This window comes from Archangium sp. Cb G35 (assembly GCF_001896145.1).
Classification (GTDB): Bacteria; Myxococcota; Myxococcia; order Myxococcales; family Myxococcaceae; genus Archangium; species Archangium violaceum.
This window is the reverse complement of sequence record NZ_MPOI01000018.1, coordinates 236,396-260,527: the sequence shown is the minus strand read 5'-3', so window position 1 is coordinate 260,527 and position 24,132 is coordinate 236,396. Positions and strand designations below refer to the sequence as shown.

General features: G+C 70.1%; 13 protein-coding genes. 9 read left to right on the top strand and 4 right to left on the bottom strand.

The genetic code is table 11. The annotated features are described in order from the left end of the window. The first annotated feature begins 74 nt into the window (after positions 1-74). The 4 genes from BO221_RS44500 (at position 75) to BO221_RS44485 (ending at position 4,132) form a co-directional block, all read left to right on the top strand. A complete protein-coding gene (locus BO221_RS44500) occupies positions 75-1,673 on the top strand; it encodes a M28 family metallopeptidase (RefSeq protein ID WP_073567056.1) in 1,599 nt (532 codons plus the stop codon). A 126-nt stretch (positions 1,674-1,799) separates the two neighbouring features. Beyond that, complete coding sequence (locus tag BO221_RS44495) at positions 1,800-2,957, top strand: kelch repeat-containing protein (protein WP_073566999.1); 1,158 nt, start codon at positions 1,800-1,802, stop codon at positions 2,955-2,957. An 87-nt stretch (positions 2,958-3,044) separates the two neighbouring features. Next, positions 3,045-3,752: a ribose-5-phosphate isomerase RpiA gene (gene rpiA, locus BO221_RS44490; RefSeq protein WP_073567055.1), complete on the top strand. Its 708-nt coding sequence runs from the start codon at positions 3,045-3,047 to the stop codon at positions 3,750-3,752. 110 nt (positions 3,753-3,862) lie between these two features. Beyond that, a complete protein-coding gene (locus BO221_RS44485; protein WP_043413900.1) occupies positions 3,863-4,132 on the top strand; it encodes a GlsB/YeaQ/YmgE family stress response membrane protein in 270 nt (89 codons plus the stop codon). Between the two features lie 54 nt (positions 4,133-4,186). On the opposite strand, the gene BO221_RS44480 is transcribed toward BO221_RS44485, so the two are convergent. Together BO221_RS44480 and BO221_RS44475 are read right to left on the bottom strand one after the other, a co-directional pair. Further along, positions 4,187-7,420 carry a PAS domain S-box protein gene (locus BO221_RS44480; RefSeq protein ID WP_073566998.1) on the bottom strand — a complete coding sequence of 1,078 codons (3,234 nt, stop codon included), beginning with the start codon at positions 7,418-7,420 and terminating at the stop codon, positions 4,187-4,189. Between the two features lie 189 nt (positions 7,421-7,609). Next, positions 7,610-10,483 carry a PAS domain S-box protein gene (locus tag BO221_RS44475; RefSeq protein WP_073566997.1) on the bottom strand — a complete coding sequence of 958 codons (2,874 nt, stop codon included), beginning with the start codon at positions 10,481-10,483 and terminating at the stop codon, positions 7,610-7,612. Between the two features lie 241 nt (positions 10,484-10,724). On the opposite strand from BO221_RS44475, the gene BO221_RS44470 reads away from it, so the two are divergent. Then, the gene (locus BO221_RS44470; protein WP_073566996.1) at positions 10,725-15,626 is read left to right on the top strand and encodes a hypothetical protein; all 4,902 of its coding nucleotides are present in this window, start codon (positions 10,725-10,727) and stop codon (positions 15,624-15,626) included. Positions 15,627-15,644: 18 nt separating this feature from the next. Here BO221_RS44470 and BO221_RS44465 read toward each other — a convergent pair whose 3' ends face one another. Next, positions 15,645-17,198 carry a PAS domain S-box protein gene (locus tag BO221_RS44465; RefSeq protein WP_073566995.1) on the bottom strand — a complete coding sequence of 518 codons (1,554 nt, stop codon included), beginning with the start codon at positions 17,196-17,198 and terminating at the stop codon, positions 15,645-15,647. Positions 17,199-17,337: 139 nt separating this feature from the next. Here BO221_RS44465 and BO221_RS44460 point away from each other — a divergent pair, with 139 nt between their 5' ends. Both BO221_RS44460 and hpf read left to right on the top strand, forming a co-directional pair. Then, entirely contained in the window at positions 17,338-18,864 is a 1,527-nt protein-coding gene (locus BO221_RS44460) for an ATP-binding protein (protein WP_073566994.1), read from the top strand. A 230-nt stretch (positions 18,865-19,094) separates the two neighbouring features. Further along, positions 19,095-19,748: a ribosome hibernation-promoting factor, HPF/YfiA family gene (gene hpf, locus BO221_RS44455; RefSeq protein WP_073566993.1), complete on the top strand. Its 654-nt coding sequence runs from the start codon at positions 19,095-19,097 to the stop codon at positions 19,746-19,748. Here the strand turns inward: hpf and BO221_RS44450 are convergent. Beyond that, positions 19,728-21,530 (bottom strand): glycoside hydrolase family 3 protein, encoded by a 1,803-nt coding sequence (locus tag BO221_RS44450; RefSeq protein ID WP_233166536.1) that lies wholly within the window; start codon positions 21,528-21,530, stop codon positions 19,728-19,730. The genes hpf and BO221_RS44450 overlap by 21 nt on opposite strands. 509 nt (positions 21,531-22,039) lie before the next feature. Here BO221_RS44450 and BO221_RS44445 point away from each other — a divergent pair. Both BO221_RS44445 and BO221_RS44440 read left to right on the top strand, forming a co-directional pair. After that, on the top strand, positions 22,040-23,341 hold the full coding sequence (locus BO221_RS44445; RefSeq protein ID WP_304528735.1) for a Tox-REase-5 domain-containing protein: 1,302 nt from the start codon (positions 22,040-22,042) through the stop codon (positions 23,339-23,341). 13 nt (positions 23,342-23,354) lie between these two features. Next, positions 23,355-24,095 (top strand): Imm52 family immunity protein, encoded by a 741-nt coding sequence (locus tag BO221_RS44440; protein WP_073567052.1) that lies wholly within the window; start codon positions 23,355-23,357, stop codon positions 24,093-24,095. Positions 24,096-24,132: the final 37 nt, after the last annotated feature.

Here is a 24,132-nt window from a genome sequence, read left to right as displayed (position 1 = left end):
ATCCGGACCGCCGGGTGTTGGGGGCCGCGCTGTTTTTCCGCGCCCGGCACCTCCGGGCCGAAAGCGAGTCCATCATGCGCCGTTCTCCTCGTACCCCGCTCCTCGCCGCGCTCGCCCTGCTGAGCGCCTCCGCCGCCCGTGCCGAAGCACCCGCTCCGAATGGGGCGAGCTGGTGGAAGCACGTGGAGTACCTCGCCAGCGATGCGCTGCAAGGCCGGGACACGGGCAGCGAGGGCTACCGCAAGGCCGCGGCCTATGTCACCGAGCAGCTCTCGGCCGCCGGCGTGAAGCCCGGGGCCGGTGACAGCTACCTCCAGGAGGTGGATCTGGTGTCGCGCCGGTTGGTGGAGGAGCGCTCGCGCCTGTCCCTGGTGCGCGAGGGCAAGGAGACGCGGATGACGCTCGGCAAGGACGCCATCATCTCCTCCCGCGCGGGGGAGGCGGGCTCCGTCGACGCCCCCCTGGTGTTCATCGGCTACGGCCTCTCCATCCCCGAGGCCGGCCACGACGACTTCGCGGGCGTGGACCTCCAGGGGAAGATCGCCGTCATCCTCCAGGGAGGCCCCGAGAAGGTCTCCGGCGCGCTGCGTGCCCACCACGGCTCCTCGAGCGAGCGCGCGAAGGCACTGAAGCAGGCGGGAGCGGTGGGGTTCGTCATGCTGCAGAACCCCAAGCTCGTGGAGGTCCCCTGGGAGCGGGCCGCGGGGGCGCGCAAGAAGCCCGCGATGATGTTCGCCGACGCGGCCCTCAATGAGGACCAGGGGATGAAGCTGAGCGTCGTCTTCAACCACGCCCACGCGCAGAAGCTGTTCGCGGGCGCGCCGCACACCTTCGAGTCGCTGGTCGCGCTGGCGAACGCGGACAAGCCGATGCCGAAATTCGAATTGCCCTCGCGCCTGAAGGCCCAGGTCGCCTTCGAGACCGCGCCGCTCAAGGCCGCCAACGTGGTGGGCGTGCTGCCCGGGAGCGATCCGAAGCTCGCGGGGGAGTACGTGGTCATCTCCGCGCACCTGGACCACGTGGGCGTGGGCGAGCCGGTGAAGGGAGACCGCATCTACAACGGTGCCATGGACAACGCCTCGGGCGTGGCGGCGGTGCTCGAGGTGGCGCGGACGCTCCAGGCCTCGGCGGAGAAGCCCAAGCGCTCGGTGCTCTTCGCGCTGGTGATGGGCGAGGAGAAGGGCCTGCTGGGCGCGAAGTACTTCGCGGCCCGGCCCACCGTGCCGGCGGCGGGGCTGCTGGCGGACTTCAACATGGACATGTTCCTGCCGCTCGTCCCCTTCACCCACGTGGTGGCCTACGGCCAGGAGGAGTCCACGCTCGGCGCCTCACTCGTGCAGGTGGCGGCGGCCCACGGCGTGAAGGTGCAGCCGGACCCGCAGCCCAACCGCATGGGCTTCGTTCGCAGCGACCAGTACGCCTTCATCCGCGAGGGCGTGCCGGCGCTGGCCTTCAAGTTCGGCGCCGAGCCGGGCTCCAAGGAGGAGCAGATGCTGCGCGGCTGGTACCGTGAGCGCTACCACGCCCCGTCGGATGACCTGGCCCAGCCGGTGAACAAGGAGGGCGCGGCGAAGTTCGTCCGGATGCTCGCCGACCTCGCCCGCACCGTGGCGAACGCCCCCGAGCGCCCTCGCTGGAACGACACCAGCTTCTTTCGCCGTTTCGCGAAATAACCCACTACCCCGTCAAACCCCGCAGAAACGGATTTCCGAAATGCTTGGACCTATCCGTTGAATGTGCAATATGCGCGCGCCTCCAGCGGCCGGGCTGGAGCGGGGTTCATCTGGGGACGGGGTTCCATGTTCAAGACGATTCGGCTGTCGGTGGTGTTGGCGGGAGTGGCGGCGGGGGTGGTGGGCGGGTGCGGGAGCGCGGAGGCGCCGGAGGAGGGGGTGGCGCGCACCATCGACGGAAGGGCGCTCACCTCCTCGCGGTGGAGCACGAGCGCGCTCATGAAGACCGGGCGCGGCCTGCACACGGCGACGCTGCTGGACTCGGGGCTGGTGCTGGTGGCGGGTGGCACGACGGGCGGCGGAACGATCGGCCTCACGCGGAGCGCGGAGCTGTACAACCCGTACTCGGACACGTGGAGCAGCACGGGCTCGCTGAACGTGCCGCACCAGAACTTCGCGGGCGTCCGGCTCGAGTCGGGCAAGGTGCTGGTGGCGGGAGGGCAGGACGGCAGTGGCTCGCCCTACTCCAGCATCGCGGAGCTGTATGATCCGGCCACGGGCACGTGGAGCCTCACGGGGGCCATGGTGGTGCCGCGCGCCTTCTTCACCTTGACGCGGCTCGAGTCGGGCAAGGTGCTGGCCTCGGGCGGCATGACGCCCGCGGGCAGCCTGTCCACCAGCGCGGAGCTGTATGACCCGGCCACGGGCACGTGGAGCCTCGTGGGCTCCCTGTCCACCGCCCGCTTCTCCCATACCGCGACGCCGCTCTACTCGGGCGAGGTGCTGGTGCTGGGCGGGCTGAGCGCGGTGACGAACAAGGCGGAGCTGTTCAGCCCGGCCACGAACACGTGGAGGCAGGTGCAGCCCATGCCGGTGACCCGCGCGGGCCACACCGCGACGCGGCTCTACTCGGGCTACGTGTTGGTCGCGGGCGGCTTCGACCCGAGCACCAGCGGCAATCCCGTGCTGGGCTCGGTGGACGTGTATGACCCGTACAACGACCGGTGGTTCTCCGCGCCGCCGATGAACCGGCCGCGCCGGGACCACACCGCCGTCCTGCTCTACTCGGGCGCGCTGCTGGTGACGGGCGGCACCAACGGCACCTCGCTGGAGACCAGCACCGAGGTGTACGACCCGCAGTCCAACCGGTGGTTCACGATCGACTACATGCCCGTGCCGCGCACCGGCCACACCGCCACGCTGCTGGATACGGGCGCGGTGCAGGTCATCGGTGGCGCGTCGGGGAGCGTGACGCTGCCGTCCTCCGTGCGCTTCACTCCGTGAGCCGTCGAATGCTCGTGGAGGAGGAAGGCGGGCCCGGGACTGTGCGCGAGGGCCCGGGTGTGCACCTTCCACGAGGGAGAGCCCGTCATGTCCACAACCGGTGAGGGGGACGTCGCCCGCTTCAAGCGCCAGGCCGCCGAGCGCGCGGTGGAGGCCATCCAACCGGGAATGGTGGTGGGGCTCGGCTCGGGCAGCACCGCGGCCTTCGTGGTGCACCGGCTGGCCGCCCTGCGCGCCGAGGGGATGCTGATGGACGTGGTGGGCGTGCCCACGTCGGTGGGGACGGAGGCGCTGGCGCGTGCGTCGGGAGTGCCCCTCACCACGCTGGAGGAGCACCCGGTGGTGGACCTCACCCTCGACGGGGCGGACGAGGTGGACTCGGCGCTGCGGCTCATCAAGGGTGGGGGAGGGGCGCTGCTGCGCGAGAAGATCGTCGCCCAGGCGAGCCGGCGGGTGCTCATCGTGGTGGACGCGGGCAAGCTGTCACCCCGGTTGGGGACGCGCTGGCCGGTGCCGGTGGAGGTGCTGCCCTTCGGCTGGCGCTCGCAGGCGCTCTTCCTGGAGGGCCTCGGCGCGCGCATCACCCCGCGACAGGGGCCTGACGGGGCGCTCTACCGGACGGACCAGGGCAACTTCATCCTCGACTGTGCGTTCGGTCCCATCGAGCGGCCGGAGCAACTGGCCTCGCGGTTGGAGGCCCGGGCCGGCATCGTGGCGCATGGCCTGTTCATCGGCCTGACCTCCGAGCTGGTGGTGGCCGGTCCCTCGGGGGTGGAGTTCCGCCGGCCCTCATGAGGCGAGCCGGAGCGGACGGACGGCGCGGCGCTCTCCTGCCTGCCTGTTCCCTCGGCTCCACGGGCTCGGGTGCTTACCTGATGGGTGACTCGCATTCGAGGGCACTTCTCATGACCATCGAAACACTCGTCATCTGGCTTGTCGTCGGCCTCATCGCGGGCTGGTTGGCCTCGGCGGTAGTGGGCGGCGGTTACGGCATCGTGGGAGACATCGTCGTCGGCATCGTTGGCGCGTTCATCGGCGGCTGGCTCTTCCGGGCACTTGGTATCGGTGCACCCGGCAGCGGCATCGTGTCCACCATCATCGTCGCCTTCGTGGGAGCATGTGTCCTGCTCCTGCTGCTAAGGGCGCTCCACCGCACGCGATACCGCGCCACCTGATTCGCGTCCTTCGTGAGAGGGAGCCTGCCACGGGTGGGCTCCCTCTCACGCCGCTCACGCCCTGATGCTCGGGCGGCGCGAGGCCGCGCCCGGCTCCGTGCCTCCGAGCTTCAGCGGGTTGACGTGGGCGAACACCGGCAGCTCGACGAAGAACGTCGCGCCCCGGCCCGGGCCCTCGCTCTCCACCCAGATGCGGCCGCCGTGGGCCTCCACGATCTGCCGGCTGATGAAGAGTCCCAGGCCCAGCCCCGAGATGTCGCTCGCGGAGATGGCCCGCTCGAAGCGGTTGAAGATGCGCTCCTGGCTCTCCTTCGCGATGCCGAGTCCATGATCCTCCACGCTCAGCAGGATGCGCCCTTCGTGTGACCGCAGCTTCACGGTCACCGGCTTGTGGTCGCCATAGCGCATGGCGTTGGTGAGCAGGTTGGTCACCACCTGCTCGATGCGGAAACGATCCCACTCGGCTTCGAGCCGCTCCGGGGCCTCCAGCGTGGTGGGAGTGCGTGCCTCGGCCAGATGGGGGCTCAAGCGCTCCAGCACCTCGCGGATGAGCCCGACGGCGTCCACCGGGCCCGGCTCGAGGCCGAGGCGTCCCGTCCGGATGCGCGAGATGTCGAGCATGTCACCGACCAGCCGCGAGAGCCGCGCGAGCTGCTGGTTCGACTGGGCCACGAGCCTGCCCACCCGCTCCGGCTCGAAGGCGGCCGGATCTCCCCGCTCGAGGCGGCGCTGCATCATCTGCATCTGCAGCTTGAGCGACGTGAGGGGTGTTTTCAGCTCATGGCTCGCGATGGAGAGGAACTCGTCGCGTGAGCGCAGGGCCTCCTTGAGCTGCTCCTCGGCCTCGAGCTGTTCGGTGACGTCCGTGTTCGTGCCGAACCAGCGGCGCACCCGGCCCGAGCTGTCACGGATGGGATGGGCGCGCGAGAGGAACCAGCGGTACTCCCCCGTCCTGCCGCGCAGCGGAAAGGTGTCTTCCCACACCTCTCCCGAGGCGATGTTCCGCTTGAATCGCTCGGTGACGCGCTGCACGTGGTCCGGGTGGTGGACCTTCTGCCAGCCCCAGCCCTTCATCTCGTCGAGCGTCGTGCCCGTGTAGTCCAACCAGCGCTGGTTGTACCAGAAGATGGCGCCCGTCTCGTCCGTCATCCAGGCGAGCTGCGGGATGTTGTCGGCGAGTGTCTCGAAGCGCTCCTTGCTCTCACGCAGGGCGGCTTCGGCGCGGTGACGCTCGGTCAGGTCCAGCATCGAGCCGATCATGCGGAGGGCCTTGCCGGAGGCGTCGCGGCCGATGTGTCCGCGATCCAGGAAGGTGGCGTAGGAGCCGTCGCTCCTGCGGAAGCGGTACTCGTCGGTCCAGGACTCCTGGCCGCCGTCGATGGCCGCGTGGATGCCGGAGACCACCCGTTCGCGGTCCTCGGGATGGATGCGGCTGTACCAGCCCTCGGCGGTGGAGCCGAGCTCCTCTCGCGTGCAGCCGAAATGCACCCGCACCGCCTCGTTCCATTCGACACCGTTCGTCGTGAGGTCCCAGTCCCAGATGACGTCGTTGGTGGCGCGGCTGACGAGCCGCTGCCGCTCCGCGCTCCTCCGGACGGCCTCCTCGGCCCGGACGCGGGCGGTGATGTCCATTTGCGCCACCACGGCCCCGAGGATCCTTCCCGCCGTATCCCGCACGGGCGCGGCGGAGTTGAGCATGGTGCGGCGGACTCCGGGGGCATCGAAAGGCTCGATTTCCACGAGGTCGCCCGAGACGGTCTCCCCGCCCAGGGCCCGGGCCATGGCCCACTCGCCCGTCTCCACGCGGCGCCCGTGCCGCTCCGAGCCGTCGGCCCACCAGCCCTTCCACTCCCGGTACTCCTCCACGCTGCTGCTATAGGGCGCGGGTCCCCACAGGCGCGCATTGGCGGGATTCATCCGGACGAGCTTGCCGTTGGCATCCGCGAGGACGATGCCGGCGGGCGCCGCTTCCAGCACGGCGTCGAGCAGGCGGCTCTCGGCCTCGGCGTTGATGGCGGCCTGGTGCGCGCGGGCCTCGCTCTCGCGGAGGGCCTGCTCGGCGAGCTTCCGCTCGGTGATGTTCTTGAAGACGATCGCCACCTGCCGGTCTTCCGGCTCGCCCGTGCGGGTGGCGAACACCTCGAACCAGCGGTTCATCGCCGGGGCGTGGTTCTCGAAGCGGACGGTCTCGCCGGTGAGCGCCACGTGGCCGTAGCGCTTGAACCAGGACGCGTCGAGCTCCGGAACGAGCTCACGGGCCGTCCTGCCGACGGCGTTCTCCAGGCCCGTCTGATGCGCGAAGGCGGCGTTCGTCTCGAGGAACCGGTAGTCGATGGGCTGGCCGTGCTCGTCGAAGAGCATCTGCACGATGCAGAACCCCTCGTCGATGGACTCGAAGAGCGTGCGGTAGCGCCGTTGCGAGGCACTCAGGGCGTGCTCGGCCCGGACGTGGTCCGTGAGGTCGCGGGTGACGACGATGGCGAACACCTGCCGTCCCGTCTCGTCTCGAACGGGGGTGCCGCTGAAGTGGATGTGCCACTCCCGGCCGATATCCCGCCGGCGGGTCCGGAGCTGCCAGTGGGGGATGTTCTCTCCTCGCAGCACCCGCGAGACCGGCCACTCCTCGATGGGGATGAGCCGTCCATCCTCGGAGCTGAGCTCGTAGAGCCGCGCGAAGAACGGGAGGTCGCGCTTCATCTCCTCGGCATTCGCGAAGCCGTTGATGCGGGCCTGCGCGTCGTTGAGGAGGACCACGTTCCCGTCCATGTCGAAGACGGCGACTCCGTCGGCCATCGCGTTGAGCACGGCCTCGAGCTGCGCCAGGCTGTTCCCGGGGGGGCCCCCGCGTCCAGTGGGGCTCTGGACCGTCCGCCAGGGCGTGAAGCGATCGATTGCGTTCTCGATGGCTCGGGTCAGGGCTTGCGTGTTCAGCGCGCTCCGCTCGAGGAACTCCATGGCGCCGGACCGCAGTGCGGCTCGTCGCGTCTCGTCTTCATCCACCGGGCCGGCCGGGATGAGGACGACGGGGCAGGAGGGAACAGGATGCTCCGCCCGGAGCGCGGCCAGCACCTCCAGCGCATCCAGGTCTGGCGGCTCATGAGCGAGGAGCAGGCAGTCGGGCGCCACCTCTCCCGTGCTCAGTGCGCGCACAGCGGCCGTGCCCGTCTCGAGCTCGGTGACGTCGTACTGGCCCCCGGCGTCATGCTCCAGCATCTGACGAAACCCGGCGCGCAGCCCGGCATGACGGGCGATGACCAGGAGCTTCCGGACCTGCCCGCTCATTTTCATCCCCACGTGTCTCCATACGGCGGCCTGCCCGATGGCGCTCATGAAACCTGGAGGGCCAGCTTCGAGGCCCTGCATATGAAACTCCAGAGCGGGCGGTGAACAACCGCCACCCGGTCATGAATGCAACCGTTTCGTGCCTGACGCCGTTCGCTCCCCTGCCAGCCGCGGGAGGGGGCTCAACCTGGACCTTCAGGAACGCTTCAGCAGCGTGGCGAGCACCCACAGCAGCTCCGCGGGCTCGAGCGGCTTGGCCACGTGGGAGTCGAAGCCCGCCCGCAGCGCGGCGGCCTGGTCCTCCTGACGGGCATACGCGGTGAGCGCCACGGCCGGCACCCGTCCACCCTGCTCGGGGGCCCGCGTGCGTATCTCCTGGATGAGCGCGTAGCCATCCATCCCCGGCATGCCGATGTCCGAGATGAGCAGCTCCGGCGGCTCCCGGTTCATCAGCTCGAGCGCCTGGGCCGCGCTCTCCGCGATGGAGACCCGGACCTTTCCTTCCTGGAGCAGCGTGGCCACCAGCTCGCGCGTGTCCTTCTCGTCATCGACCACCAGGATGTGGCGGCCGTGGAGCGCCTTCGGGTAGTCGGCGGGGAGCTGGGGCGGGTGCTGGGGAAGTGTACGGGCCGGCTCGGCCGCGTCCGCGCGGGGGGCCACCAGGGGCAGCAGGACGGTGAAGGTGGCGCCCTGTCCCTTGCCCGGGCTCTGCGCCTCGACCGTGCCGCCGTGCAGCTCCACCAGGTGGCGCACGATGGCCAGTCCCAGCCCCAGTCCGCCATGGCGGCGCGTGGAGGAGGCATCCGCCTGGGTGAAGCGCTCGAAGAGGTGGGGCAGGAAGCCCGGGGAGATTCCATCCCCGGTGTCGCGCACATGGATCTCCACGTGCGCGGGGCGCCACGAGAGCGACACCGTCACGCTTCCTTCCTGGGGCGTGAACTTCACCGCGTTGGACAGCAGGTTCCACACCACCTGCTGCAACCGGTCCGGGTCTCCCTGCACGGGAACCGTCTGCGGCTCCAGGGATACCTGGAATTGGATGCCTCGCGCCTCGGCCGCCGGGCGCACCACGTCCACCGCGCTCTCGATGACCTTCTCCAGGTTCGTGGGGCGCACGTCCAGCCGCAGCCGGCCGCTGACGATCCGGTTGACGTCCAGCAGATCCTCCACGAGCTGCGTCTGCGCCCGTGCGTTGCGCTCGATGGTCTCCAGGGCGCGCTCGCGCTTGTCCTGCGGCAGCTCCCGCGTGCGGAGGATCTGCACCCAGCCGAGGATGGCGGTCAACGGCGTGCGCAGCTCGTGCGAGAGCACTCCGAGGAACTCGTCCTTGAGGCGGCTGGCCTGCTCGGCGCGCTGGCGCTCCGCCTCGGCCGCCTCGTACAGGCGCGCGCGCTCCAGGGCCTGGCCACACTGCTGCGCGAGCATCTGCAGGAACTGCAACTCCTCGGGGACGCAGATGCGCGGGTCGGGGTAGCTCAGCACGAGCGCGCCCACGGACTGTCCATGCACCCACATGGGAAACACCGCCACCGCGTGGTCCCGCTCCGAGGCACGCAGGGTGACGATCTCCGGGTACCTCGCCTGCATGTCCGCGGTGGAGCGCAGCCAGATTTCCCTGCCCGTGCGCACCGCGTCGACGACGGGGTTGTGCGCGGAGGGCATCAGGTCCCGCACATGGCGGACGAAGCGCTCCGGGTACCCCACGTCATGGAGGCTTTCGAGCGAGCCGTCCGCGCGCTGGCGGTAGACGGCCCCCGCCTCGGCGCCCATGCCCCCCACCGCCACGGACAGCACCGTCCGGGCCACGTCGGCCTGGGTGAGGGCCTGGGACAGGGCGGAGGTGACCACCTGCAGGCGCGCGGCGTGCTCCTCGGCCTGACGGGCCTCGGTGATGTTGTCGAAGACCATCACCGCGGCGATCGTCCGGCTGCGCTCGTCGCGGATGGGGGCGCAGTTGACCTTGATGAAACGGTTGTCCTTGTCCGGCCGGCGCAGCCACAGCACCTCGCCGCGCACCACCTCGCCGTGCAGCACGCTGCGCGCCAGCGGCAGCTCCTCGGCCGGGTACGGGGTGCCATCCAGGCGGTGCTGATGGTAGGCCGTGTAGCCCTTCACGTCCGAGGCCTGGATGAGCGGGTGGCCCCAGATGGCCTCCGCCTGGGCGTTGGCGTACGTCAGCTCCCCTTGGGGCCCCGCCAGCAGGAAGCCCGAGGGCATCTGCTCGAGGATGGCCGACAGCAGCCGCTCATTCGTCTCCAGCTCCGCCAGCAGCCGGTCGCGCTCGGCCTCGGCGTTCTTCCGCTCGGAGATGTCCGTGTTGGTGCCCACCCACTCGCGCACGCCGCCATCCAGGTTGAACACGGGCACGGCGCGCGACATGACCCAGCGCCAGCTCTCGTTGGCGTGCTTCAGGCGGAACTCGTGGGCGAACGGCGTCTTCGTGGTGACGGCGTTCTTCCAGGCCCCGCGGGCCGCCGGTGAATCCTCGGGGTGGATGGCCTCCAGCCAGGAGGTTCCATCCAGCCATTGCTCGAGCGTGAGGCCCGTGAAGGCCCGCCAGGTGGGCGCGTCCTCCACGGGACGGCCCTGGGCGTTGGTGGTCCAGATGGCCGACGCCGAGGTCTGCACCAGCGAGCGGAACCGCTCCTCGCTCTCGTTCAGTGCCTCCGCGGTGTGCACGGCACTGGAGCACCCGGTGACGTCCTCGCCGAGGAAGAGCCACTCCACGAGCCGCCCCGCGTCGTCCTTCACCGGCAGCGCCCGTGCCTGGATGTCGCGCCAGACGTCATCCTCGCGGCGCACGCGGAAGGTGAGCTCCCCTTCACTGGACCCGCCGGGCCCGAGCAGCTCGCCCTCCGGGTCCAGCGGGCCGCGATCCTCGGGGTGGATGGCGTGCTGCCAGTGCCAGCCCATCATCTGTCCGGGGGCCTGGCCGGTGAAGGCCGCCCAGGAGGGCGAGGGTTCCTGCATCCGTCCCGCCTCGTCCACCACCCAGACGAGCCGGTGCGTATCCGCCAGGAGTGCACGGACGCGCAGGGTGTCACGTGTGGGGAGCGCCAGAGCGAGCATGAACAGAATCTCCTGAAGGGCTCGGCCGCCCACGTCAATCCCCCGGGCCGAGGAAAGTCCTCACCGAGCCGGGCTCATTATGACCTCAAATCGTGGCGATTTGATGTCACGGCACATTTCCCCTGGTGGTGCGTGCGGGGTGTCAGGGCTCCGGACTCTGCTGGAGGGTGCGGTCCACTCTGTCCGGGTGCGAGGGCGAAGGGAGTCGGTGGGGGGTGGGCCGGCTTCAGGGAGCCTGGATATGCGCATCGATTTCGACGCAGTGGGACGTGCGGGAAAGCGGTGGTTCAACCGCCGCGTGGGACTGGCGGCGGGGCTGTTGGCCGCTGGAGCCGCGGGGCTGCTGGCCCTGCCGGCCCGCACGGGCAGTGTGCCTGTGCCCGGGAAGGCCGCGTGCTGCACGGGCGCGGCCGCGCTGGGTGACACGATGATTCACGCCTCGGGTGGAGGCGACAAGGAGTTCTTCGAGGTGCCCTCGAGCCCGCCGGGAGCCATCTTCCTGCTGGGCAACAACGCGTCCATGCAGGAGTACGCGCAGTACCTGCCCGAGGTGGGTGACACCTCGAAGCCGGGCTGCTCGGACCCGGCGCTGGTGGACGCGATGAAGTGGTTCGACCGTGGGAGCGCGGATCCGGCGCTCAACGGCTCCATTCCGTTCGACGCGGACCCGGACTTCTCCACGACGGAGCCGCACTTCTTCGATCCGGACAAGTACTACCACTCGCGCGGGCGGCGCCTGGCGTGGCAGGTGGAGGAGGGCCCGTACTCCCTCCCGGTGGACATGCGGAGCACGCTGGGCTTCACGGACCTGATGCAGGTGTGCGGCAACGCCATGGACTGGAGCGAGCCGTGGGGCTCGCCCGTGTACACGGAGTGCCAGAAGTGCCTGACGGACAAGGGCTGGTGGCGGGGTCCGCTGGCGAGCACGCCCACGGCGCCCGCGGGCGAGACGTTGCCGGTGGAGGCGCGGCGCAAGTGGGTGCTGAGCGGCCGCGTGCTCAACGTGCGCCCGCCGAAGTTCGTGGTGGCGCGCAAGGTGCTCAAGGACGTGGTCTCCACGGCGGTGGACCTGCGCATGGGCGTGGCCACGTTCGGCCCGGACCGTGGCTGGTTCGATCCGCCGGTGCTGCTGCGGCCGCTGAAGCCCTCGTGTGACAAGTCGCTTCCCGTGCTGGACGAGACGGCGTTGGGGCGGGCGGAGCTGCGCAAGGCCATCAACTCCATCTCCTTCCGCAACGACGAGCGCTCCATCGGCGAGGCGCTCTTCGGATTGGGTGGGTACTTCTCCTCGCAGAAGGTGGATGGGCGGTGGGCCAACTGGTTCACCAACCCCATCAGCCCGGGCTGGGGCTGGCCGGGGTGCTGCAACGGCGGCACGGTGGATGATGTGCTCACGGGCAAGGATGGCGAGCCGTGGGGCGCGCAGTCTCCGGATGAGTGGCTCAAGGACACGCAGCCGTGGGAGGGCATGGGCACGGACCGTTCCGTGTGCTCGGCCTGCCAGGCCAGCTCCGTCATCGTGCTGGCGGATGGCTCGCCCCGGTACGACAACACGGTGCCCATCACGAAGATGATGGAGGTGCTGAAGGCGCGGGGCGCGAAGCACGCGGACGGTACGCCGCTTACGTTCGACCCGAGCAGCCCGGAGACGAACCCGGCGCCGGGTGGGGTGAACTACTGCGACGAGTTCGGCGCGACGAAGGAGGACTGCGACTACGCCAACTGGCCCACGGGTCTGGCGAAGACGAACAAGAACTTCATGGACGACGTGGCCTTCTTCCTGGCCAACGCGGACCTGCGCGATGACCTCGCGGGGGACCAGTCCGTGCGCACGTACACCATCGGCTACGGCGACAACAGCCCGATGCTCCAGAGCATCGCGAAGGCGGGCAAGGGCCGGTTCTTCCGCGCCAACAACGCGGGAGAGCTGCGCGATGCGCTCATGGCCGCGCTCGGGGACGTGAAGGAGGTCTCCACGGCGTTCTCGTCCGCGAGTGTCGCGAGCGTGCAGTCGGGAGGCTCGCAGTCCTCCTACGTGCCGCGCTTCACGCCGCGCCGGGGCCGGCCCTACGAGGGCCACCTCTACCGTTTCTTCTTCTTCAGCGAGTTCTCGCAGGGCTGCCAGCTGCCGGTGGCCCGGAGCCCGCTGGGGGACCCGCGCGACCTCAACGGAGACAAGGACTGCGACGACTCCTTCTTCCTCGACAAGCCGGCGGGCTTCACGCCGGCGCCGGGCGCGGTGGTGGACCCCTCCAGCTTCACGCGCGCCAACATCGTCCAGGAGAACACCGAGGGCGTCTGGGTGAAGGTGCAGACGGCCACCCTCTCCAGCGATGGCCGTCTGGTGGGCGGCACGCCGGCACAGCCCTTCTGGGACCTGGCGGAGACGCTCGGCCAGCGCAGCGCGAGCGCGCCGTGCAACCCGGCGGATCCGCTCAACCCCACGGGAGGCCGCTGCCTCTTCACGCTCGTGGACCGTGACAAGGATGGCCGCTTCACGCAGGCGGACAACCCGCCCATGCCCTTCGACGTGGCCCACCGCGCCGAGCTGGAGGAGTACCTGCTGGCGGCGGGAGATGGTTTCTGCGCCGTGGCCTTCGCGAAGTTGAAGAAGGCCTGGACGGGCACGCCCGCGCAGCGCGCCGAGTGCGTGGACACGCTCATCCGCTTCGTGCGCGGTGTGGACGTGTTCGACTACGACGGAGACCTGCTCACGGACGAGGACCGGCCGTGCTCGGGCAATCCGTCGCGCTCGTGCAAGCTCGCGGACATCTTCCACTCCACGCCGGTGACGGTGGAGCCGCCCATCGAGCCCTTCCTGTGCACACTGGGGCTGAGCGGCCAGTGCCTGTCCACGCTCTACGACGACTTCACCGCCTCGGTGTCGTCCGAGACGTCGTGCTCCACGCCGTCCGCGGGCAAGCCCTGCTACGCGGCCACGCCGATGGATCCGCCACGTGGCTCCAGCGCGAACCGGTTCGGTTCCTATGACGTGTTCCGCAAGGCGAACGCGAAGCGCGAGCGCATCGTGCTGGTGGGCTCCAACGGAGGCATGTTGCACGCCGTGCACGCGGGCACGGCGCTCGCGCGGGACAAGACGAGCGCCGTTGATGACGTGCACGACCTGGGCACGGGCCAGGAGCTGTGGGGCTTCATCCCGCCGGACCTGCTGCCCAAGCTGGGCCTGATGCTGAACGGCCACGAGTACTTCGTGGACGGCACGGCCATGGTGCGTGACGTCTGGGCGGACGGTTCCGCGAGCGGCACGAGCACGGGCAACGGCGTGAAGGAGGCGGGCGAGTTCCACTCGCTCGCGATCCTCACCGAGCGCTCGGGGGGCCAGCGTTTCGCCGCGCTGGACGTGACGAACCCGCGCGAGATGTTGAAGCCGGACGGCAAGCCCTTCCGCTGGATGTTCCCCAACGCGTGCGAGCCGGAGTCGGCCATGGTGGGCCAGTCGTGGACGAACTTCGCGCCCAAGCCGCCGCCCATCGGTCCGGTGCGGCTCGCGGCGAGCAATGCGCGCGGCTGGGAGGAGCGCTGGGTGGCGGTGCTCAACGGCGGGTACAGCGCGGACCTGTCGCGTGGCCGCGGTGTGTACATGCTGGATGCGTGGACGGGTGACACGCTGTGGTCCGTGGAGGCGCGGCCCGGTGCGGCCTCGCCGGATGCGTACACGGCGGTGCTCAACCGGATGCTGCCCATCGCGGCGGCGCCGGCGCTGGTGGACATTGGCGACGCGGAGAGCTTGCAGATGGACCTGGATGGTTTCTTCGACACGCTCGTCGCCGGTGACCTGGGCGGCCAGGTGTGGACGTTCCGCTTCCACACGCCGGGCGTGCTCGGGAGCGATGGCCGGGTGAACAACTGGTTCGGCGCGCGCTCGCTGGAGATGGCGCGTGGCAAGGACTTCGAGAAGCAGCCTTTCTTCCACATGGCCTCCACCGTGCGTCAGCCGGAGACGGGCTGGCTGCGTGCCTTCCTGGGCACGGGAGACCGGCAGCACCTGCGCTCCAAGGAGGGGACGAACTGCGGTCCGGACGATCTGCTGGCGTGCGTGCGGATGAAGTGCGACGTGGAGGCGGAGCTCACCGCCGGCATCAACGGTCTGCTGCGCACGTCCGTCATCGAGTACGACAACGGCGTGCTGGTGAAGAACACGGGAGCGCTCTCGGGCTCGGTGGCGCCGGCGTGCTCGTCCGCGCGCATGGAACTCACCCGCCTGCGCATCCGGTGTGACAACGGCACGGCACTGGGCAGCGGCTCCTACTACTTCCCCGCGGCGGGTGCGCCGGCGCCCGCCAGCTCGGATGCCGAGTGCGCGGTGGCGGGCGGTGAGTGGTCGTGCACGCTGGCCACGCTTCCCACGGACTCGCACGGGGACCTGAACCTGGGCGCGGACGCGAACAAGGTGCCGCACAACCGCTACTTCGGCTTCCACGCGTATGGTGGATGGCAGCGCCACTTCGAGAGCGCCACCGAGGCCCTCGCGTTCGACCACAAGCGTGTGACGGACACCGCCTTCGCTTGCGGCGCGGGAGTCGACTGCTCGCTGGTGGACGTCACCATTCCGGACAGCGCCTACGCGACGTATGTACACCCGGAGTTGGGCCCGCAGCGCTACGTGCCCACGAGCACGCTGGCGTCGCTCCCGCGGGGCACGATGGAGGGGCCGGGCTGGTTCCTCCGGTATGGCGGCCTGCAGGAGAAGACGGCGGCGGGCTCGGCCGTGTTGGGCGGCATCGTGTTCTGGCCGAGCTTCTCGCCTCCCGCGGCGGCCACCGTCTCCGCCTGCAAGCTGTCGGGCGGCGGAGACATCAGCCGCTCGTGGCAGGCGGACGTCATCACCGGCATGCCGGACCAGGCGGAGGGCTTCCGGGTGACGGACGCGGACGGCAAGCTGCTCGGGTACATGCCCGCCAAGACGCTGGATGCGTGGGCGCCGCCTCCGGAGCCGGCGGCGGTCGTCTCCGTGTCCTCGACGGGTGGCATCCGCTACGAGGTGGTGATGCCGGGCGTGGGACAGGCTCCCGTCAGCGAGACGCTGCGTGAGCGCAAGAACACCACGCCGGACATCTCCTGGCTGGAGGTGCCGCGCAACCTGCACGCGTGCCGGCACTCGGACACCCGCTTCTGTCCGTGAGACGTGGGGACGGCCGGGTCACTCCCTCGAGGACCCGGCGTCCCGCGCGTCGCGAGGGAGGCGCACCTGGAAGGTGGTGCCCTCCTCGCGGTTGGAGCGCACCTGGATGTCGCCGTGATGGGCGCGCACGACGTGCTTTACGATGAACAGCCCCAGGCCGATGCTGCGCTGGGAGTTGTCCGTCCTGTCCTTCCCGCGCCGCAGGAGCTCGAAGATGTGCCGTTGGTCCTCGGGCGGGATGGGCGTCCCCAGATTGTGCACGCGCAGTTGCAGCGTATCGTCCTCGCTCGTGCTGCTCACGGTCACGGGCGTATCGGGCGGGCTGTACTGGAGGGCGTTGGTCAGCAGGTTCGTCAGCACCTGCGCGACGCGGTCCGCGTCCAGTGTTCCCTTGCCATCGCCCGTGCACTCCAGCCGGAGCGTGCGCCCGGGGTGGGCGAACTGCACTTCCTCCACCGCCTGCCGCGCCAGCTCGTGCAGGTCCACCGGCTGCGGGTGGAGGACGATGCCGCTGCCCATGCTGGCCTGGGTGAAGTCCAGCAACTCCCTCACCATGCGCGTCATCCGCTCGGCGCTGCTGCGGATGCGGGTGAGCAGGCGCACCTGGACGGCCTCGTCCCGGCCCTGCTTGCGCAGGCCCGACTCCGCCGCCAGGGTGATGGCGGTGAGCGGGTTGCGCAGATCATGGCTGACGATGCCGATGAGCTGTTGCGACAGCTCGGCCCGGCGCAGCGCCTCGGCGCGCAGCTCGCGCAGCTCGGTGACGTCCCGGCCCACCCCGATGAAGCCGGTGGGCTCTCCCCCGGCCGAGCGGATGGGAACGGTGCGGATGCCGACCCACACCTCGCTCCCGTCCTTGCGCCTTCCCAGCCACTCGCCCCTGCGCTCGCCAATGGTGAGGATGCGGGCGAGGCCCGCCGCGAGCTCCTCGGCGGATTGGCTCGGGTAGAGCTTCGCCACGGACTGGCCCATCATCTCCCCGGCGCTGTAGCCGAAGAGCTGGGTGGCTCCCTCGTTCCAGTAGGTGATGAGGCCGGACAGATCCGACACGATGATGCTGTCCTGCACGTTCGCGAGGATGTCCACCTGCGTGCGCAGCTGGGCGTTGAGGGCCTCCAGCTCGGCACGGGCCGCGCGCTCGGACTCCAGCAGCTGCGCGCGCTCCCGGGCCACCTCGTGGGTGCGCAGCACGGTGCGCAGCGTGGCCACCAGCTCCTCGGGTTCCACCGGGGCCACGAGGTAGCCGTCCGCGCCTCCGAGCAGCCCCTGGGTCTTGTCCTGGATGGTGGTGAAGTTGGCGGACATCTGGATGATGGGGAGGGAGGCCGTGGCCGGGTCCGCCTTCAACCGGCGGCTCACCTCGAAACCCGTCAGGTCTGGCAGGCGCACGTCCAGCAGCAGGACATCCGGCCCCTCCCGGGCGAGCTGGAAGGCCTCACTCGCGGTGGCGGCCTGCCGCGTCCTGAATCCCGCCAGCTCCAGCGTCCGCGCGAGCATGTAGCGCTTGGCGTCATCGTCCTCGACGATGAGCACGACGGGCGAGGGGGGCTGGGAGGATGGGGTCTTTTCCATTCGGCGGGCCCCTCCCGGGGGGGCGGGGATCCTCATACAACAGCGTTGCGCGGACGTCCCCTTCCTCCTGGCGTCCATTCCGCTTCACTCCTGGTGCTGCGTTCTTGACGGGGCGGCCCGTGCCAGCGACCGTGGCAGGGTGAGCGCGCCCTCCGTTCCGAGCGCGCCCGGTTCCGGCCAGGCGCCTTCTTCCAACTCCGACGGCTCCGGGTTGCCGGCCGACGAGCGGCTGCGGCTATTGCTCGAGCACATGTCCGAGTCCTTCCTGTCGCTGGATGGACGGGGGCGGGTGCTCGATTGCAACGCGCGGGCGGTGGCGCTGTTCGGAGTGGCCGCCGGGCGGCTGCTCGGCCAGGAGCCGTGGGTGGCGGTGCCCTCGCTCGCGGGCAGGACGTTACACGGGCGGTTGTTGACGGCGCTCGAGACGCGCCAGCCCGCGCGTTTCCTCGCCTCGCTGCCGCCGCGCTCCTGGGTGGAGGTGTCCGTCGTCCCCGTGCGCGACGAGCTGTGGGTGCTCGCCTCGGACATCACCCAGCGCGAGGAGGCCCAGGCCCTGGTGGAGGAGACGGAGAAGCGTTTCCGGCTGTTGGGCGAGCGCTTCCAGGTGGCGCTCGACTCCGCGCAGATGGCCGTCTGGGAGACGAACCTCGCCACCGGCCAGGTGTTCCGCTCGGAGGGGCATGACCGGCTCTATGGCTACCCCGAGCCGCTCAAGGAGTGGACCCACGAGAAGTTCCTCGCCTCGCTCCACCCGGAGGACCGGCCGGAGGTGGAGGCCCAGGTCACCGGTATCTTCCACAATGACGTGAAGTCCTATACGTCCACCTTCCGCACCCGGTGGCCGGATGGCGCCTGGCACTGGCTCACCAGCCGCGCCACCGTGATGCGGGACGCCCAGGGCCGGCCCATGGTGGTGCGCGGCGCCATGCTCGACATCACCACCCTGAAGCAGACGGAGCTGGCGCTGCAGGAGGCGGTGCGCGTGCGCGAGGACTTCCTGTCGCTCGCCAGTCATGAGCTCAAGACGCCGCTCACCGGCCTGTTGCTGCAGATGCAGATGATGCGGCGGCTGGAGGCGGAGGCGGGCTCCACGCCGCTGGACTCCCAGAAGGTGCGGACGCGTCTGGAGGCCATCGAGCGGCTGCTGCGGCGCTCGAGCCTGCTGGTGGACAACCTGTTGGACGTGGGCCGCATGCGCCAGGGCAAGCTGGACTTCCTCTTCTCCACGGGGGACCTGTCCGTGCTGGTGTCCGAGCTGGTGGAGCGCACCCGCGAGGAGGCCCGGCTGGCGGGCGTGTCCCTCACCGCGGACATCACCCCGGCGCTGGTGGGACGCTTCGATCGGCTGCGGCTCGAGCAGGTGGTGCTCAACCTGCTGGCCAACGCCCTGCGCCACGGCGGGGGACAGCCCATGGAGGTGCGGCTGGAGCGGACCCCGGAGGGCGCGCGGCTGGTGGTGCGGGACGAGGGGCCCGGCATCCCCGAGGCCGATCGCGAGCGCATCTTCGCGCGCTTCGAGCAGGTGCGTGGCGTGGCTCGCGCCGGCGGCCTGGGACTCGGCCTCTTCATCGTGCAGCAGATCGTCGAGGGCCACCGCGGCCACGTGCACGTGGAGGCGGGGCCCGGCGGGCGCGGCGCGGCCTTCGTGGTCGAGATTCCGCTGTAACAACTGCAACCCGGCTTCTCGTCCAGGCATTCCCCGTCGCTCCGCCGCTCACACTGGGTGTGTCAGGAGTTCAGCCGCGCTGGAAAGTCAAGACGACACTGCCTGTTGAGTGGAGTGCGATCAGCCGTCCTTTCGAGTGGGCGGGTTGCTTTCGGCCCTTCAGAACGTTTCTGATCTGTACCGGAGCTCCGGTCGTCTCACTCCAAGCCCCCAACGGAGGCAATCAACGCATGCAGCTCAACATCACCTTCCGCCAGTTCGGCTCGTCCGATGCCCTCAAGGAGTACGCGAAGGAGAAGGTCGAGCGGGTGAACAAGTACCTGGACAGGGCCGGTGAGGCCCACGTGGTGCTGTCGCTCGAGCGGCACCTGCACCACGCGGAGATCACCATCCACTCCGGCTCCTGGGTGCTGCGCGGCAGGGAGAAGAGCGAGGACATGTACGCGTCCATCGATCTCGCGATGGACAAGATCGAAGCGCAGCTGCGCAAGTACAAGGAGAAGATCAAGAACCACCACGGGCGCGAGCGCGTGCACCACCGCCAGGGGCTGGTGAACCAGCTCAAGGTGCGCCACAAGGTGTTCGAGCTGCCCGAGGAGCTGCAGGAGGAGTTCGCGCCGCCCGCTCCCGCCGCGCAGCCCGCTCCGAGCGCGCCGGCCACCGAGCAGCTCGCGCAGTCCACCACGCGCATCGTGCGCACCGCGGAGATCACCGTGAAGCCCATGGCGGTGGACGAGGCGGTGATGCAGATGAACCTGATGAACCAGGACTTCTACGTCTTCCAGCACGCCACCACGCACGAGGTCTGCGTGGTGTACCGGCGCAAGGAGGACGGGCAGTACGGCCTCATCGGCGTGCACGGCTCAGCGCCCACCGCGGGCTGAGTCCTGGCGTTTGCCGCGCTCCGAGCGGGCCGCCCGCCCGGGGCGCGGTGCGTCCAGTCCGTGACCGAAGGCGAGCCGGCCCAGCCCCACGGGGAGCCGGCCCGGTGTGCCGATCTCCCCGAAGAGGGCGGCGGCGGCGGCCTCGGTGGCGGCGGGCTGGTACGAGTAGATGGCCAGCACGGCCCGGGCCTCGTCGGCTTGCTCGGCGAGGTAGGGCAGGCCCATGGACACCACCAGCACCGGGCGTCCCGTGGCGGCGGCCATGGTGACGAGCTCGAGCTGGCGGGAGTTGATGACGCCCACCACCACCACGTCCGAGCCGAGCGCCAGGCGGCGGGCCTGCCGCCTCAGCACGGCCCGGCGTGCGGGCGAGGGCCACGTGGGGACGTTGAGCACCTGGGCACCCGGGACGCGCTCGAGGATGGACTCGCCCAGCGAGTGCTCCGGGGTGATGAGGCCCAGGCGCGTGCCGGGGGAGAGCGGGAAGTGCTTGCCGTCGGTGCGCAGCAGGGTGACGGCGGCGCGGGCGATGCGGTGGGCCACCTCGGCGTTCTCCGGAGCGGGTGGGGTGGCCAGGCGCTCCTCCAGCAGGGGCGGCGGCTCGAAGAGGCCGCGGCGCAGCTTGGAGGTGAGGATGCGGCGCACGGCGTCGTCCAGCCGGGCCCGGGGAAGCTCGCCGCTCCAGGCCGCCGTCATGAGGGCCTCGTACACCTCCGTCTTCTTCTCCGCGCGCCAGGGGACGAGCACCATGTCCGCGCCGGCCTTCACCGCCATCACCGCGGCGTGGCCCACGCCGTAGCGCCGGGCGATGGCGTCCATCTCCAGCTCGTCGGTGAGCACCAGCCCGTCGAAGCCGAGCCGCTGGCGCAGCAGCCCGTCCAGCACCTGGGGGTGCACGGTGGCCGGCATGTCGTCGCCGGTGAGGCCGGGCACGGCCACGTGGGCCGTCATCAACCCGTCCAGCCCGTCCTGGATGACGGCGCGGAAGGGCTCCATCTGGGCGAGCACCTCCTCGCGGGTCTCGCGCATGATGGGCAGGGCGGTGTGGCTGTCCGCGTCGGTGGAGCCGTGGCCGGGGAAGTGTTTGGCCACGGTGACGAGCCCCGCGTCCTGCTGGCCGCGCACGAAGGCCCGCCCCAGCTCGGAGACGAGCGGCACCGAGTCGCCATAGGAGCGGATGCCGATGACGGGGTTGCGCGGGTTGAGGTTGACGTCCAGCACGGGCGCCAGGTTCATGTTGAAGCCCAGGCGCTTGAGATCCTCCCCCTGGGCGAGCCCCGCGGCGTAGGCAAGCTCGGCCGAGCGGGTGGCTCCGAGCGCCATGTTGCCCGGCAGCACCACCACGTCGTCCTTCACCCGCACCACGTTGCCCCCCTCCTGGTCCAGCGCGAGGAAGGGGGGGATGCCGTCGGCGAGCAGCCGGCGCAGGCCGTCGTTGAGGCGGGCCACCTGCTCGCCGCTGGAGATGTTGCGCCGGAAGAGGCACACCCCGCCCACCCGGCGGCCGCGCACCAGCGCCTCCACGGACTCGTCCACCGTGGTGCCGCCAAAGCCCACCATCATCAACTGGCCCACCTTGTCCTCGAGGGACAGGCCCGCCAGGAGGTGCTCGGCGCGGGCCCGGAGCAGCTCGTCCGCCGAGGGCGGGGTGGGTGGAGGGGCCTGCTCGGCCTGGACGGGGGCCTGGGGCGCGGCCGCCTCGGGCGGGCCGGAGGTGGTGGCACAGGCCCCGAAGCAGAGGACGATCGGGAGGAGGAGCGCGCGGAGGGGCCGGGGGAACACGGTGGGCCTGGAGCCTAGACGAGCCCTTCGCGCCCTCCATTTTCTGGCCAGAGAAGTCGGAGATACCCGCCGCGAGCGCTCCGTCCGGTGGGGCGGTGGTGCCCACGCGGTGGGTAGACGTCCATCAGTCGTGTGGGTGGGGGTGGGGTGTGACGGGGAGGCGTCTGCCGCTGCTCATCCAGCGAAGGGGGGCAAGATGGGGTTCCCTGAAGTCCCGGGGGTTGGTTGTCCAGAGCCCATGCGGCGGAAGGCGGTGCGACTTGTCCACGCGTGTTGTCGGCGAGCTCCCCGCGGGCGTGCGGCTGCTTCTGGCCCTGGCCGTTCTCCTCGGCGGGTGCGCCACGGGCCCTCCACGCGCGAGCCTGACGAGCGGCTTCGGTCTCCACTCGCGGCCCGCTGCGTTCCGTGACGGTGCCGGATCCCGGTGGCCCACTGTCCCTGTTGTGCCGGAAGAGACAGAGGGGTCCGCGGGCGGCTTTCCCGATCAGACGGAGGACTCCTTCCAAGTGGTGCAGGAGGCCAGTGGCCTCGGGGAGGAGGCCCGGCACCCGGTGGGCGCTGCGCTCTACCTGGAGCAGGCGCGCCAGCTGCTGGGCCAACTGGCGAAGACGCCCGTGACGCAGCGGAGCCTCGCCCCGCGCCGGGCGCTGTCCTGGCTGCTGCGCGAGGTGCTCGAGGGCGGCGAGCGCGTGGACTACGCCGACTTGAAGTGGCGCGCCGAGCGCTTCGAGCGGCTGGTGCTGGTGCGTCCGGATGGCTACCTGGTGGTCGCGCTCGATGGCACGCCGCTTCAACGTCGGGGGCCCCTGCAACTGGTGGAGGGCGAGTGGTGGGTGGGCCGCCTCGTGGTGGGCGGTTTCTACTTCTCACACGGTGGCGTCTTCTATCCAGTCACCGAGGCCCTGCGGCGCGCGGACAGCGCGCCCCTGGCGGAGTTGGGCCTGGGGAGGGACCCGCTCAACGCCGCGCTCGATGGAGCCCAGGACGCCCTGGCGGAGATGACGCTGGCGCTGGCGCACTCCGTGCTCCATCCCATCCGCACGTTGGAGGACCTGGGTCAGCTGCCCACCACGGTGGCGCACTTGATTGCCACCTCGCCCGAGTACTTCGCGCGTTACGGGGCAATGTCACGGGAGGACCAGATACGCGAGGCGGCGCGCCTGTCCACGCACCTGCTCATGTTGCTCGGAGGCGCGCGGGCCACGGTGGGACGCATGGGCGGGCTTGGGGCGGAAGTGCCGGTGTTGTCACTCACGGCCAGGGGCGAACTGGTGTTCGGTGAATCCGTGGCGGTGGGCACGGCGGGAGTGGACCTGGGCGCCTTCTCCATCCTCCACATGGCGGGCAGAGGCCGGGGAGAAGGCGGTGACACGAGCGACAAGACGAAGAAGAACTCCAAGACGGCTCCGGCGCGGAGTCCCGGCAGGTGGACGTACAAGAAGCCCACGACCGAGTCCAAGCGCTCCCTGGACTACCAGGAGCAGGTGACGGGGCGGCCCGCGTGGTGGGTGTACATGATTGGGAAACTGGAGTTCGACGGCATCAAGCTGGGGGAACTGCTGGAGGCCAAGGGCCCGGGTTACTGCTCCTTCTTCAACGCGGATGGCACGCCCAAGTACTGGTACATGAACTCCGGCAAGTTCGACGAGATGCTGAACCAGGCTGCGGATCAGTCAAAGATGGCCCAGCAAGTAGGGATGCCGGTGACCTGGCATGTCGCCGATGCCAAGGTAGCGGAGTTCCTTCGCGCAATCTTCAAGGACAGAGAATTGAAGAACATCACCGTCCGCCACACACGGCCAACACAGTAGGATGGGCGCACGCATGCAGGACAAGTACTACGTTGGGGCGTACTGGGGTCCGCGCAAGGAGACGGCGCTGGAGTGTGCGCGGCGTGCGGAACTCTTCTTCCACATGCTGGCGCGGTGTGACCCGGCGTTCGCCCAATGGTTCCGGGCGGGCCGTGGTTTTCCCCGAGAGCTGCCGGGCTGGCCGGTTCGTCCAGAGCTCAAGGAATTGGAAGAACTCTTCCTGAAGAGCAGGCACCGCGGCGCCAGCAAGACGGTCCTCGATGACATGGGCTTCAGCCGGATGCTGTGGAATGCCAAGAAGGACCCCATCCACGTTCACCTGCATTGTGGCGGATACTCGCCGTGGGGAGGGCCCAATTTGTGCCTGCTCAACCCAATCTGGCCGAGCGCAGTCTGGGAGCGATTGGTCCGCTCGCCCGTGCTGACCGAGGTGCTCACGTGCACGGTCACCGCGTGGGACCCTGACTTCGCCATGGCCAGCTCCTCGGAGATGGTGGACCTCGTGGAGAAGGAGGGACCCGAGGTGCGGATGGGCTGGCTGACGTATCTGTCGCGCCGTCTGGGCAGGTTGCCGCCGCTGCCCGCTCCTGTACGCATCGAGCCGGTGGGGACGTTGGGCTGGCTCCTGGTCCTCTCCCCCGAGCCCATGACGGCCAGCAACCCCGAGCACGTGGCCCTCACGGCTCGCGTGCGCGAGCTGCTCGACAGGGCCGGTCTCATCCAGCGTCCTCAACCCAAGCCCGCCAGTGAGTGACACGGGCCCGGAGCCACACGGACGGCCGTGCCTGTCG

What these genes read in the sequence shown, in the direction of transcription:
- BO221_RS44500 (WP_073567056.1), top strand. Translation starts at nt 75, where the DNA reads ATGCGCCGTTCTCCTCGTACCCCGCTCCTCGCCGCGCTCGCCCTGCTG.
- BO221_RS44495 (WP_073566999.1), top strand. Translation starts at nt 1,800, where the DNA reads ATGTTCAAGACGATTCGGCTGTCGGTGGTGTTGGCGGGAGTGGCGGCG.
- rpiA (WP_073567055.1), top strand. Translation starts at nt 3,045, where the DNA reads ATGTCCACAACCGGTGAGGGGGACGTCGCCCGCTTCAAGCGCCAGGCC.
- BO221_RS44485 (WP_043413900.1), top strand. Translation starts at nt 3,863, where the DNA reads ATGACCATCGAAACACTCGTCATCTGGCTTGTCGTCGGCCTCATCGCG.
- BO221_RS44480 (WP_073566998.1), bottom strand. Translation starts at nt 7,420, where the DNA reads ATGAAAATGAGCGGGCAGGTCCGGAAGCTCCTGGTCATCGCCCGTCAT.
- BO221_RS44475 (WP_073566997.1), bottom strand. Translation starts at nt 10,483, where the DNA reads ATGCTCGCTCTGGCGCTCCCCACACGTGACACCCTGCGCGTCCGTGCA.
- BO221_RS44470 (WP_073566996.1), top strand. Translation starts at nt 10,725, where the DNA reads ATGCGCATCGATTTCGACGCAGTGGGACGTGCGGGAAAGCGGTGGTTC.
- BO221_RS44465 (WP_073566995.1), bottom strand. Translation starts at nt 17,198, where the DNA reads ATGGAAAAGACCCCATCCTCCCAGCCCCCCTCGCCCGTCGTGCTCATC.
- hpf (WP_073566993.1), top strand. Translation starts at nt 19,095, where the DNA reads ATGCAGCTCAACATCACCTTCCGCCAGTTCGGCTCGTCCGATGCCCTC.
- BO221_RS44440 (WP_073567052.1), top strand. Translation starts at nt 23,355, where the DNA reads ATGCAGGACAAGTACTACGTTGGGGCGTACTGGGGTCCGCGCAAGGAG.